This window comes from Pseudoalteromonas sp. QJM3NY_12 (assembly GCF_056173165.1).
In genome coordinates, this window is record NZ_CM149661.1 from 2,832,740 (window position 1) to 2,845,997 (window position 13,258).

At 39.0% G+C, this 13,258-nt stretch carries 10 protein-coding genes; 5 read left to right on the top strand and 5 right to left on the bottom strand.

Annotation, left to right across the window (positions count from 1 at the left end; translation table 11 throughout):
* Positions 1 to 130: 130 nt before the first annotated feature.
* Both AC0VZ5_RS13310 and AC0VZ5_RS13315 read left to right on the top strand, forming a co-directional pair.
* Positions 131 to 2,797, top strand: a complete 2,667-nt coding sequence (locus AC0VZ5_RS13310; protein ID WP_109874123.1) for a bifunctional acetate--CoA ligase family protein/GNAT family N-acetyltransferase — start codon at positions 131 to 133, stop codon at positions 2,795 to 2,797.
* Positions 2,798 to 2,805: 8 nt separating this feature from the next.
* Positions 2,806 to 3,750 carry an ion transporter gene (locus AC0VZ5_RS13315; protein WP_475473206.1) on the top strand — a complete coding sequence of 315 codons (945 nt, stop codon included), beginning with the start codon at positions 2,806 to 2,808 and terminating at the stop codon, positions 3,748 to 3,750.
* Positions 3,751 to 3,776: 26 nt separating this feature from the next.
* On the opposite strand, the gene AC0VZ5_RS13320 is transcribed toward AC0VZ5_RS13315, so the two are convergent.
* From AC0VZ5_RS13320 to AC0VZ5_RS13330, 3 genes are read right to left on the bottom strand one after another with little or no spacing between them, the layout of a single operon-like run.
* Positions 3,777 to 8,282, bottom strand: coding sequence for an EAL domain-containing protein (locus AC0VZ5_RS13320; RefSeq protein ID WP_475473208.1), 4,506 nt, complete (start codon positions 8,280 to 8,282; stop codon positions 3,777 to 3,779).
* 17 nt (positions 8,283 to 8,299) lie between these two features.
* Entirely contained in the window at positions 8,300 to 8,707 is a 408-nt protein-coding gene (locus AC0VZ5_RS13325; RefSeq protein ID WP_475473210.1) for a GNAT family N-acetyltransferase, read from the bottom strand.
* A gap of 12 nt (positions 8,708 to 8,719) precedes the next feature.
* A complete protein-coding gene (locus AC0VZ5_RS13330; protein ID WP_008113353.1) occupies positions 8,720 to 8,923 on the bottom strand; it encodes a DUF3283 family protein in 204 nt (67 codons plus the stop codon).
* 222 nt (positions 8,924 to 9,145) lie between these two features.
* Here AC0VZ5_RS13330 and AC0VZ5_RS13335 point away from each other — a divergent pair, with 222 nt between their 5' ends.
* A complete protein-coding gene (locus AC0VZ5_RS13335; RefSeq protein ID WP_178956576.1) occupies positions 9,146 to 9,844 on the top strand; it encodes a type 2 periplasmic-binding domain-containing protein in 699 nt (232 codons plus the stop codon).
* On the opposite strand, the gene AC0VZ5_RS13340 is transcribed toward AC0VZ5_RS13335, so the two are convergent.
* Both AC0VZ5_RS13340 and AC0VZ5_RS13345 read right to left on the bottom strand, forming a co-directional pair.
* Positions 9,841 to 10,086: a DUF1289 domain-containing protein gene (locus AC0VZ5_RS13340; protein WP_138609136.1), complete on the bottom strand. Its 246-nt coding sequence runs from the start codon at positions 10,084 to 10,086 to the stop codon at positions 9,841 to 9,843. The two genes, AC0VZ5_RS13335 and AC0VZ5_RS13340, sit on opposite strands and share 4 nt — an antisense overlap.
* A gap of 98 nt (positions 10,087 to 10,184) precedes the next feature.
* Positions 10,185 to 11,318, bottom strand: a complete 1,134-nt coding sequence (locus AC0VZ5_RS13345; protein WP_475473212.1) for a 1-acyl-sn-glycerol-3-phosphate acyltransferase — start codon at positions 11,316 to 11,318, stop codon at positions 10,185 to 10,187.
* Between the two features lie 440 nt (positions 11,319 to 11,758).
* Here AC0VZ5_RS13345 and AC0VZ5_RS13350 point away from each other — a divergent pair, with 440 nt between their 5' ends.
* Positions 11,759 to 12,703, top strand: coding sequence for a D-2-hydroxyacid dehydrogenase (locus AC0VZ5_RS13350; RefSeq protein WP_198523687.1), 945 nt, complete (start codon positions 11,759 to 11,761; stop codon positions 12,701 to 12,703).
* Positions 12,704 to 12,877: 174 nt separating this feature from the next.
* Positions 12,878 to 13,258 carry a DUF3192 domain-containing protein gene (locus tag AC0VZ5_RS13355; RefSeq protein ID WP_131691685.1) on the top strand — a complete coding sequence of 127 codons (381 nt, stop codon included), beginning with the start codon at positions 12,878 to 12,880 and terminating at the stop codon, positions 13,256 to 13,258.

Here is a 13,258-nt window from a genome sequence, read left to right on the forward strand (position 1 = left end):
GCAAGTTTAACCTTGAAAGGTCAACAGACCCTAATATCAATAATAAGCATGTTCACGCTCGAAAAAACACAATAAACAGGTTACATTGAGACAGTACAGAACGCAAAACTTAATCAGCCAAGGAAACGCAATGAGTCTAAAACGTATTAACCAGTTTTTTAACCCAAGCTCTGTTGCTGTTATTGGGGCATCAAACACCGCCACTCGCGCGGGTAATGTGGTAATGCGCAACTTACTGCAAGGTGGCTTTAAAGGGCCTATTATGCCCGTTACCCCAAATCATACAGCGGTACACGGTGTATTGGCTTACCCCAGTATTGAAGCCTTACCTAAAGTGCCTGATTTAGCCGTTATCTGTACCAATAAAAACACCTTAATGAAAATTATTGAGCAGCTAGGTACGCTTGGTTGTCATAGTGCCATTATTATTGCGGATGGCTTAACCACAGTTCAAAAAAAGGCACTCAAAGAGAGCGCCGCTAAGCATAAAGTTACCCTGCTTGGCTCAAATTGCTTAGGGTTACTTATTCCACATATAGGCTTAAATGCAAGCTTTTCTCATACTGTTGCCACGCCGGGTAAGCTGGCTTTTGTATCGCAATCTGCAGCAGTTTGCTCAACTATTCTTGATTGGGCAAAAAATAAAGAAATTGGCTTTTCATACTTTGTATCTATGGGGGATTGTTTAGATATTGAGTTTGACGAAATACTCGACTTTTTAGGTCGTGATGCTAAAACCAAAGCCATCTTACTGTACATCGATAATATTGATGATATCCGCAGCTTTATTTCTGCCGCTCGAGCAGCCGCATTTTCTAAACCTGTTATTGCTATTAAAACTGGCAGAACCAGCGCAGGGGCTCTCGCCGCTGAAATACACACCGGCGGAAAACAAAGCTCAGATGCGGTATATGATGCCATGTTTCAACGTGCGGGTATGCTAAGAGTAAACGACTTACGTGAGCTCTTTGCCGCCACCCAAACCTTGGCCATGCATCCTAAGTTACTGCAAGTAGAGCAACTTACCATATTAACCAATGGTGGTGGCCCTGGAGTGATGGCGGTTGATGAACTCATTCAAAGCTCAGGAAAACTTGCTCAGCTCAGTGATGAAACTCGCGAAGCACTTAATAAAGTGATCCCGCATTCAGACACCGCTGCTAATCCGGTCGATATATTTGGCGATTCTGCGCCAGTGCGTTATAAGCATGCGTTAGAAATATTACTAAATGCTAAAGAAGTTAAAAACTTACTGATCATCCACACTCCATCAGCTTTGGCCCCAAGTGAAAATTACGCTCAGGTTATTGTTGAGGCACTAAATAAATTACCGAAAATGGCACGCCCGTATGTAATTACTAATTTTATGGGTGAAGATGCTGCTTTTGCTGCAAGACGCATCTGCGCTAATAACGCCATCCCTACCTATCGTACCCCAGAAGGGGCGGTAGGCGCCTTTATGCACTTAGTAAGCTACCGTCGTAATCAAAAGCATTTAACTCAAACGCCAGAATCAAATACTGACGATGCCACTATTAATAAAGCAGCAGCGAAAGCGACTATAAAAGAGTTTTTAAATGATGAACAACATTACTTATCAACCCATCAAGCAAGTCATATTTTAAGTAGTTACGGCATTGACTGTATTCAAACTGAAGTTGCCTACACTCCAACCGAAGCCAAAGAACAAGCAATAGAGCTGGGCTTTCCAGTGGCATTGAAATTGATTAGCCCCAGTATTCCCTCTAAGTCTGAAGTCGGCGGTGTCGTACTAAACCTCAATGATGCGCAAGAGGTAGAGCAAACCGCATTTGCCATGCTGTTAAGAATAAAGAACACCTACCCTGATGCCATAATTGATGGTTTTTCATTACAAAAAATGGCACCTCGAGCGGGAGCTAACGAGCTGCGTATAGCCATAAAAACAGAGCCTAATTTTGGGCCGGTTATTTTATTAGGTGAAGCCGGTACAGGGCTTGAATATGCACAAGCCGCAGTCGCTTTGCCACCACTGAATATGAACCTAGCTAAATATTTAATTGCCGCCGCCCATGATAAAGGCGTACTTAAAGATCGTGTTCTGCCAGAAAAAGTAGATAAATATCGCTTGTGTTCACTACTAACTCGAATTTCTCAATTGGTCGTAGATCAACCGGATATCACCTCGTTAGAGCTAAATCCTATTCTAGCTAGTAATGGCCAGTTTTTAGTACTTGATGCCACCATGAATTTGAATCAGTATCAGGCTCAAGCACATCGAAAACGTTTATCTATTCGTCCTTACCCTATTGAACTAGTTGAACAAGTCACTTTAAAAAATAATACCTTAGCAACGCTCAGACCAATCAAACCTGAAGATGAGCAAGCACATCAAGCGTTTGACCAGTCATTAACTAAAGAAGATAGGTATAAACGCTTTTTTGGTGAGTTACCACAATTTAACCACGATCAACTCGCGAAAATGACGCAAATTGATTACGACCGCGAAATGGCGTTTATTGTTACCCAAACACAAGACGAGCAACAGCACACCTTAGGGGTTTCACGAGTGATTATGGACCCAGATAACTTACAAGCAGAGTTTGCTATTGTAGTACGTTCTGATTGCCAAGGGCTTGGATTAGGACGTATTTTAATGAATGCAGCAATTTCTCATTGTAAGCGCCAAGGGGTAAAAACCGTTGAGGGGATCACCCTACCTGAAAACACTGGCATGATTGAGCTGGCTCGTAAACTCGGATTTAAAATTAGTCGTGATTTTGAAGAAGGCAGTATCAATATGTTACTCACATTATAATAATTATTATGCAGAAACTTAGACAAACCATCAACCAAGTATTTGAGTCTTCAGGTAAGTACCAACGGGCCGGTCACTTTTTAGATGCCCTACTAATCACTATTATTATGATAAATGTGGTGGCCATCGTACTCGAATCAGTGCACAGCATTGCCACTGAGTACTACAACGAATTTTTAATGTTAGAGCTGGTATCGGTTGCCATATTTAGTGCTGAATACCTAATACGTGCTTGGACCTGTGTAGATAGAGTAAAATACGCCTCTATGGATTGCTCCAATACACAAAAGCGGATCCGCTATATTTTATCACCACTGGCTATCATCGATTTAATCGCCATTTTGCCAAGCCTATTAATGTTTTTCTTTGCTTTAGACTTACGTTTTTTACGCGTACTACGTTTATTAAGAGTATTTAAGCTCACTCGTTATTCACGGGCAATGCAGCTGTTATTACAGGCATTTATTGATGAATCAAGTTCATTGTTGGCTGCATTTTTTATTATGGCAGTAGTACTTATTTTAGCTTCATGCGGTATTTATTTATTAGAACATGACATTCAACCAGACAAGTTTGGCTCAATTCCGGCCGCAATGTGGTGGGCAATGGCAACACTTACGACTGTAGGCTATGGTGATGTTGTGCCAATAACACCCATTGGTAAGCTGTTTGGTGGTGTCATCACTCTAGTAAGCATGGGCATGGTGGCTATACCCACTGGTTTATTAGCGTCGAGCTTTTCAGAGCAAGTTCGTAAACGTCGTCAGTTATTTGAAGATGCCACCCATGAGCAAATAACCGACGGTAAACTCTCCGACGAGCAATTACATCACCTTGAAGATCTTCGCTACAAACTCGGGTTAAGTAAGTTAGAAGCTAATAAAGCAATAAAAGCGGAACTTAATAAACGCAGCTCACATTTATTTTGTCGCAATTGTGGTAAGCGCCCTTAATAACACATACACAAAGCAGAGGCGCTTTAAGCTTGTGAAAATACAGGCCGCCAATCGCGCTCAATGAGCTCAAGCACTTGCTCTTTAGGCACCGCTTTACTGAACAAATAACCTTGAAAGTAGCTGCAACCTTGAGCTTTTAAGAAGGCCAGTTGATGTGCGCTTTCAACCCCTTCAGCAATACACTCTTTACCTAAACTGCTGGCTAAAGTCAGCGTGGATTGAATAATCGCTTCGTTATCCGAATCAATACCAATATCTTGCACAAAGCTGCGATCTATTTTTAATACATCAATCGGAAAGCGCTTCAAATAAGTTAACGAGGCATACCCTGTTCCAAAATCATCCATGTATAATTTACATCCGAGCTGCTTTAGTGCATCCATATTTTTAAGCGCATACTCTGAGTCTCTCATTAAAATAGACTCTGTTATTTCAAATACAATAGCCTCAGGCGGTAGTGCCGCATTACTCAATGCCTGGCGAATTTCAGGCATAAGCTCAGCAAACTCAAAATCAAGTGCCGATAGATTAATTGATAAATATAAATCGGGGTTAACTGTGCGCCAACGCACTAATTGTACAAGTGCTCGTTTAAATGTTTGCAGCATAATTTTGGTAATTAAACCAATATTTTCAGCCACATTTGCAAACTCTTGCGTACTAGCTAGCTGATTTTCAGGCCAGCGTAATAACACCTCAAAGCCTACCGTTCTTTGTGTAGATGTACTAATTATAGGTTGATAGTAATTACAAAACTCGTGCTCATGATACGCTTTGATCAATTGCGACTCTAAATGCAGCGCCCTTTCAATTTTTTGATTCATTTCTTGTTTGTAAAACTTGTAACCACCTTCTAAACCATCTTTAGCATAATAGAGCGCCACATTTGATGCTTTTAACAGCGCTTTATAATGCGTCGCGTCATCAGGGAAAAGCGCCACCCCAATACTTAGATGAACCTTCACACTTTGGTTATTCATAGCAATGTCTTTACTCACACAATCCATAAGCTTGGTGCATATAAGTAATACTTCTTCTATTTGTTGAATATCTTCAACTAAAATAACAAATTCACCACCACTTAAACGCGCTACGCTATCACAGGGACGCAATGCTATTTTTAAACGATTTGCCACCAGCTTAATGATCTCATCAGCGCTTTCTGTCCCAAATGAGTCATTAAAGTATTTAAAGCGTTTTATATTTACGTGTATTAAAGCGACTTTACTGTGATGGCGACGCGCTTGATCTATGGCATGCATAGCTCGGTCGTTAAACAGAGTTCTGTTTGGCAAACCCGTTAATGAATCGTAATTAGTTAATAAATGTAGCTCATTCTCAGCTGACTTTTGGGCATGAATATCCGTTAAAATAACCACATAACTGCTTAATCTTTGGCTTTCATCCGCTACAGCGCTTATTTTTACTAACACATGGCGCTGTTCCTTATTAGCCAATACCACAGTATCTTCACATGAGAAATGCTCACCTACTTCAAGTTTTTGCATAATGCGTAAATAATCAAAATAGCTACTGCGAGTCATACCTAAATTAAGTGAGCGAGTTGAACGAGGCTCTGCCGATAAAGCAAAAGCCGCTTGTAGCGACTTATTTGAAGCACGTATATTAAAGTTTTTATCTAAAATAAACACCCAATCTCGAGTCTGCTCAAACGCGGCAGTAAATAGTCGAGCGTGTTCTTCAAATGCCATCTCGCGTGTCATATTGGTATACGTACCCGCTACTTTTTGCGGAGTTGTTTCATTCCATTCAACCACTTTGCCAAAGTCTTTGTACCAGCGCCAATGACCTTTGGCATGACGCAATCGGTAAGTACAGTTAAAATATCCTTTGTCAGTTGATAAAAATTCTAACCACTCTAACCTAAAAATAGCACGCTCTTGTGGGTGAACTTTATCTAAGTAGTCATCTAAACTGACTGAGTCTTCCGCATAACCTAATTCGTTGACTAACCTTGGCTGATAAATATTTAACTGATTTGCTTGCCAATCCCATACCCCCGATTCACTCCCCTCTAGCGCAAGCTTTAAGCGCGCCTCGCTATCTTGGCTTTCTTTGTGTGCAGCTAATAAAATACGCTGTATTTTGTTACGTCTCATCACCCATGCAGTCACTACAGTGATCAACAAAATAGCATAAAGTGCTAAAAAGTAAGGGGCCCGCCATAACGGGTATTTCACTTTAATATTTAACGTTGCTGGCGGAGTATACTCACCCGTCAACGGATCCTTTGCCCAGACTTTTAACTGGTAGCTACCGGGGTTTAATTTAGGAAACACCACGCGATTATTACGGGTATAACTTTTTTTACCTTTATCGAGCTGATATTCATAAATAATACGTTCTTGAAAACTGAATGACATCGCTGAGAACGCAATTTCAAGCCCTATATCATCATGATTTAAAGTAATATTTTTTAATGGCTGTTGTAAGTTAATCGACAAATTTCGAGACATTAAATTAATGCGAGTAATGTTGACATGTTCTAACAAACCTTGGCTATTTTTATTCTCTTTAGGATCAAAATAGGTAAAGCCTTTAAGGCTACCATAGGCAATTCGTCCATCGTTTAATTTTGCCATAGCACCACTATTAAATTCAGCAGAAAGCACCCCGTCTGATGTAGTAAACTGCTGAAAATGAATAGTGTTAGGGTTTAGTCGCCATATTCCTTTATGACTACTCATCCAAATCATTCCCTCTTCATCTAGCACCATATCGTATAATAGTGTGCCTAATTTATTTTTATCTAAATCAATGGTATGCACTAATTCATAGCTGCTGGCATCAATTCCAATCAAACCAAAGTTAGATAAAGAGAGCCATAGAATCCCTTGCCTGTCTTCAACATACGAAAGAATTCTCACTGCAACATTGTCATGATGTTTGGGTACTTTATAAAGCGTATTTAAACTGAGCTCATCAGGATTAAACTGGTATAACACCCCACCACTAAAAAATAGCGGCCACTTTGGCTGAGAGGGCAACGGCGGTAAAAAGCCATGTGCTAAGAACGGGTCAAATTGGGAAAATTCGCCTTTTAATGGGGTTAAAATCAGGCTATCAATATTATATTTAAACATGCCATGATCAGGGTGAACAAAATATAAATCACCATTTTCTAACAAGGCAATACCATGCATCCAGTCGTTTAAAAATATTTGGTTCTTGGGGCTGGCAGTTTTAGGTTGAGTAAGCTGCTGGGTTTGGGGGTCAAAAATAAACAGCCCTCGGTTTGTTTGTAACCAAAGTTTATTTTTGTAAGGCATAATTTTGAAAATAGTAAATTCTGTGGTTAGTAAATCAACTTTATAATCTTTTAAATACACCGTTGAGGTGTTATTTTTTATATCAACCGCAGTTAAACCATTATGGGTACCTAACCATAACTTATCTTGGAATTGTTTAATTGCCCAGACTGAGTGATGCGAAAATCCATCCCCTCCCAGAGTATTTCCCTCTACATTATAAAACTTATAGTTGTCTCCCGATAAATAAAAAGCACCATCAGTTTTAGTCGCAAGCCACATACCGCCTGATTTATCTTTTACCATATCAATAATGCTGGTATCGGCAAGGGTGTATTTACTTTGTTGAATACGTTTATTTTTAACCACCGTTTTGGTGGTCAAATTAAAGCTGAGCAGACCTTTGTCTGTTGCTAAATCAAGAACCCCCTGCTGATTATCTATATCCCAAACATTTAAATCAGCCAGCAGCTTTTCATTTGTAAATGACTGCTCATTATTATTAAACAATGCCTCTATATTGCTAATATCAACAGCGTATAAACCTTTAACAGCCCCAACCAATAACTGATTACTATCACCCAGTGCAAATGACTTCACATTGTTTTGATAGATGTGTACATCGGTTTCGCTTAAATGCTCTAGAGGGCGTACTTGTTGCGTTGCAATATTAAATACATAAGCACCGTCTGTACTGCCAATAAAGATATAGCCATTGTAATGAAACAAGGTACGTACAAATGCATTTTCAAATTGCTCAGGCAGCTTAAATAAAGGAGTAATAGAGCCACTGGCTATATCAAGTTTTGCAAACACTCGCCCTTGTCCAATCCACAAGGATTTATCATCTGTGGCCAACATAGTAAAAACAGACTGCTGAAGAATTTGCTCTTCTGTCACTGGCTTTTTTAGATACTGCTGATAGGTATTTGTTTGCGGGTCATACCTGAAAAGCCCCGCTAACAAGGAAGCAATCCAAATTTGTCCTTCTGGATCTTGGTATATGCGATCAATAATGGTCTCTTCTAACTCACCATTTGGGCCATTAATTGGAATAACCTGATAGCCGTCGTAGCGATTTAACCCTCCTTCAGTAGAGAGCCATAAATAGCCATTATTATCAATAAGCATAGTATTAACGTAGCTTTGAGATAACCCTTCGCTCGGGGATAGCCTTTTTACTTGCGCTGTTGCAGCGAGGCTTATGAGCATAAATAGCACAAACATGGCTGTGATAAACCTATTAATACAGATGCCCATGTGTTTCCTATGCTGATTTAGGGTTGCTGATATTTCAATGCAATAATATTGCGGTGCTTGTATGCATCAAATAGCGTTAATAACTCAGGAGTATATGTTAACACCTGGTTAAAACCAAGTGCCTGATAAAAATCAGTAATATGTTGGTAAGCGAATGTGTAAACAAAGTCGGTTTGCTGATTTAAAAGCGTGCTTAACAGCTTTGTTGCAACACCAGTTGAGCGGTATTCAGGGGCCACAAAAACAGTCGATAAAAATAAAAAAGTCGGTTTATGTTGTAAGCGGCACGCCGCAATCATCGTGTGGTTATCGTAAGCGACCCACAGTTGGTCTTGTTTATTTGCGCGACCGCGAACTTTATGTAAGGTATAAAACTTGTTTATTAAGGGCGTTTTAACTGGTTCTAATTGTTTTATAACAACCATAGCAAGTAAACTCTAACTTAGCATAAGTGCCAAATATTGCTCAAACTTTTGCTTTAAAAAACCTTGCTCCGCAACAGGACGACTATGCAGGGTGTCGTAAACTTGTTCACGCGTTTTCTTGCCACGCTTAATTTGATATGCCCAAAATGAAGCTTCGTAGTCTAACTGAATTTGATACTTTTGCTCTCGTGGTAAATCACACAGGTTATAACTCATATTACCCCTTTCACTGGCCCGATAAAACTTAGATTATACGTTTAAACTTATAATAAACTAACTCTATAGCGAATAAAAAGAATCTGCCGTAAATAATCTAAGGGGATCAATAATTGTTAAAGATAGACTTTGCTAGATCATGACTAGAAACTGGGCAAAACACAGCCAATTTGTTATTATACCCACCTACTCATTTGCCTCTAATAGACTGGAAATACTGACGTGTTTAAATACTCTAAAGGACTACTTGTATTAATAGGTTTAGTTTTTAGCAATCCGTCATTTGGCCATAGTTACAGCTATACATTTAATCGCCCGCAGAACACCCAGCAAGCAAATTATACTATTGAGCTATTACAATTAGCGTATGCAGATATAGGCTTTAAATTAAATATTATCGATTTTAATCGCCAGAATGCATTATTTGCGGCAAATAATGGCATGTTAGATGGGCAGCTTGCTCGTGATATTAGTATTGAAAGTGCTTACAAAAACTTAATTCGAGTTAATTACCCGTTATTTAAATTTAGTCTTGAGCTTTATAAGCACTGTGAACCCAGCTCTACTAAAACAATGGATAGCGTTGCTATTATAGCCAGCTACCCTGTGCAACAACGATATTTAGACAGTATTGATTTTCAAGGCGAGGTTATTGAAGTAAAAAATAATACCACTCAATTAAATTTACTGATCCAGCAAAAAGTAGAAGCTGCATTACTGATTGATTTTGCGATGGCCAATAAAACTATTCCTCCTGCTTTAGGTTGCTATGAAAAACAAGTGGTTGCTACCTACCCGCTTTATCATTATTTACATAATAGCCATGCGAGTATTGCTTTGCAGCTTGAGACTACACTTAAGAAATTACACAACAATGGCACGGTAGCTAAACTCAGGTCAAAGTACAAACTACAATTTTAAAAATCAAAGCCTTGCTGCCGTGTTGGCGAAGCGGTTTGCTCAGCTTTATTTTTTTGCTGTAAATAACGTTTATAGCGTTGTTGGCATAGGCTTAATACTTTCTTTTTTTGGGCATTGGTTAACGAATTCCACGAAAATCGCTCATCACGACTGCGATAACATCCTTTGCAGTAGCCTCGATTATTAACCAAGCAAATACCTTTACAAGGGCTAGGAATATCAAATATTTCAATTTGTTGCATCAAACCCTCCAGTCTAAAAAAGCATAGCTTGAGTATAGCGCTATTTTTGTGCAAAAAAAAAGCAGCCAATTAATTGCTGCTTTTATCTTAGCTGTTAATTAATGTTCACAGCTTTGTTCATCTACTTGTATTTTTCTATGATACGGTTTGGCGTACATCGCTAGTACCAAAGATCTTAATTCTTCTGGCACTTTTGCTAAACGCTCTGCAAATTGTGCTGCATCATTTTTATTTATAACCGCTTCAGTACAACCACCAGCAATATAATTGCCTGGGTGCAAATAAAACGAATCAATTATTTGCTTATCAATGGTTTTTGCCAATTCATCGGCACTATCGCAATCTGACTGAATAGGCTGGCCAAACGATAAGTGCACATGCCCTTTGGCTGAACTAAAACCTTCAACAATGCTAGCAATATCTTCACCCGCCGATTTCACATATTTACCATGATGCTGTTTATGGTAAAGCTCTTTTGCCTTAGCTATTGCACAGGGTTCATATTGGTAAGATATTGCAACCGGCACCACTTTTAGTTCTTTAATGTATTCGCCAAATTCTTTCTTTTGTTTACGTCCATTTAGTTGCAGCATTTTTAATAGTGCGGGATCGGTTTGATCTACACCATCTTTGGCACGGCCTTCTTTTTGAGCAATCCAAATAGAATGCCCACTGCTGAGTGAGTCATAAATATAAGCCGATAATTGAGTCAGCGCTTTTAACATCTCCTTTGGAGCTTTAGCTGAGCGTTTTACAATAAAACTTTTATTTAAACGCATAAGCTCAGTAATGTATGGGATTTGCAGTAAGTTATCACCAATCGCAATTCTCACGGTTTTCATTTTATGCTGAAAAAGGCCCCAATTAACCAATGCAGGATCGAGTACAATGTCTCTGTGGTTTGAAACAAAAAGATAGGCTTGATCAGGGTCTAACGCCTCTAAGCCCGAAAAAGTAACGTTTGATGTGGTGCGGTTTACTAATTTATTTAAGTAATGTGCAACTTCATTTTGTACATCTTCAACTGTTTTAACTTTGCCCCATTTTTTACGCAACTGATGCTTTATTATAGCGCGTGCTAAAAACCCAACTGCGGATATAAAGCGTGGCAAATTATACTTTGCTATCACATCAAGAAACGCATTATCGTTAATTAATCGCGTTAATGAGGCGGCAACTTCATCGTCATTGTAAGGTCTTATATCTGCGTACTTATCTTCTAGTTCTATCATTTACTGCATCTACAAAGTTAAAAACGGCGCGCGAAAACGCCCCGTTATGTCTGATTTTGATTATAACTCAAGCAAAAATACGAAACTAGCAATACTAAAGTTCGATTTACTGAGTTTTCATAGCGTTATAGTTTAGTACTGAGCATCATTGCCAGATTAACCGCTCATGTGTATAAACTATAGCTATTAATTATTAATTCAAATGGATAGACCTTACTAATAGCACTTTGTTCAAGTTAACTTAGCAAGGCAGTTGGTCATAATAACATGCAAGTTAACCCTCAGTGGGCAGACCACATTTAAATATGACTTTACTCCTGTTAATGTGAACACAATAAGCTAAGTCTAAATAAATCTATAACATTCAATTAAATAATGATCTTTTTATCTGCGTACAGAGGTTACTCCCTCTCTAACACATACACATATTAGGACACACCGTGAATATAACAATTCTTGATAACGCAACACTGGCAAACACGTCACTGGATGGTATTTCAGCACTTGGAGAGCTCACAGTGCATCAGCTAACTAGCCCTGAGCAAGTATTAGCGCATAGCCAAAATGCAGAAGTTTTAATCACCAACAAAGTGGTGATTAATCGTGACACTATGATGCAATTAAAATCATTAAAGCTCATTTGTGTTAGTGCAACGGGTACCAATAATGTTGATTTAAATGCCGCGAAAGACTTAGGCATAGCAGTTACTAATGTTGCCGGTTATTCGACCCCTTCTGTTGTTCAGCATACCTTTTCGTTGATCACTAACTTATTAGGTAATACTCACCGCTATCAAGCAGATTGTCAGCAAGGCGCGTGGCAAAAAAGTGAGATGTTTTGTCGACTGGATTACAACTTTAATGACATCCAGGGCAAAACATTAGCCATTATTGGTGGTGGCACTTTAGGTAATGCAGTATCTAAAGTGGCTGAAGCGTTTGGCGCCAATGTAATTATTGCAGAGCGCAAAGGCGCAGCGTGTCGCAACGGACGCACCCCGTTTGAAACAGCAATAAAAACAGCAGATATTATTAGCGTTCACTGCCCACTTAATGATGAAACACGCGACTTAATTACACTTAATGAATTAAAAATGATGAAACCGACTGCGCTAATTATTAATACCGCACGCGGCGGGATAATCAATGAAGCAGACTTAGTAGAAGCATTAAAAGCCAATATTATTGCCGGTGCGGGCGTTGATGTACTTACCAAAGAGCCCGCTGAGCTGACCAATCCTCTGGCTAATTATACGGGTGATAACTTACTACTTACCCCACATATAGCGTGGGCGAGCACTGAATCTATCGTGCGTTTAGTAAAAGAAGTGAGTTTAAATATTGCAGCATTTAGCCAACACGAGTCGCGTAACCGCTTGGTTTAATGCCATAAAAGTAACTTAGTCAAAATTACTAAAAAGTGGCTTTTTAGATTTATATTTTAAAAAAGCCACCACCCCACCAAACACAATAAAAACAAGCTATTGATTTTTAAGACTTTAAAAACTGGCCTAGTCTTTGCTATATTGTTTTTAATTAATCATCTAGGGTAATAAAAAATGAAAAAAACACTTTTAATTGCTGCACTTACCGCTCCTTTTTTAACGGGTTGTGTAATCGCTGTATCAGATGGCGAAGCAGAGGGTCATTGGGCAGGTAATAGCTCTTCAGGTTGGCAAGCAACACATAAAAACAATCGTGAAATCATTTCAGGCTTGGCAATGGATAGCTCGTATCAGTCGGTGTTAAACCAACTAAAAACACCTAACTTCACTGAATTGTTAAAAAAACAGGATGATGTTTACCAAGTCTTGTTCTACGCAACACACAGCATTCATTCAGATGGAAAAATGACCAAAGATGAATGTACACCGCTCGTTTTCAAAAATGATAAATTAGTGGGTATTGGTAGTTCAGCGTTATTGATGCTAACAAATTAA

Excerpts from the sequence above, each read along its gene's own strand:
- AC0VZ5_RS13355 (WP_131691685.1), top strand. The coding sequence starts at position 12,878 with ATGAAAAAAACACTTTTAATTGCTGCACTTACCGCTCCTTTTTTAACG.
- AC0VZ5_RS13330 (WP_008113353.1), bottom strand. The coding sequence starts at position 8,923 with ATGAGTTATAACCTGTGTGATTTACCACGAGAGCAAAAGTATCAAATT.
- AC0VZ5_RS13340 (WP_138609136.1), bottom strand. The coding sequence starts at position 10,086 with ATGCAACAAATTGAAATATTTGATATTCCTAGCCCTTGTAAAGGTATT.
- AC0VZ5_RS13325 (WP_475473210.1), bottom strand. The coding sequence starts at position 8,707 with ATGGTTGTTATAAAACAATTAGAACCAGTTAAAACGCCCTTAATAAAC.
- AC0VZ5_RS13345 (WP_475473212.1), bottom strand. The coding sequence starts at position 11,318 with ATGATAGAACTAGAAGATAAGTACGCAGATATAAGACCTTACAATGAC.
- AC0VZ5_RS13315 (WP_475473206.1), top strand. The coding sequence starts at position 2,806 with ATGCAGAAACTTAGACAAACCATCAACCAAGTATTTGAGTCTTCAGGT.
- AC0VZ5_RS13310 (WP_109874123.1), top strand. The coding sequence starts at position 131 with ATGAGTCTAAAACGTATTAACCAGTTTTTTAACCCAAGCTCTGTTGCT.
- AC0VZ5_RS13320 (WP_475473208.1), bottom strand. The coding sequence starts at position 8,282 with ATGGGCATCTGTATTAATAGGTTTATCACAGCCATGTTTGTGCTATTT.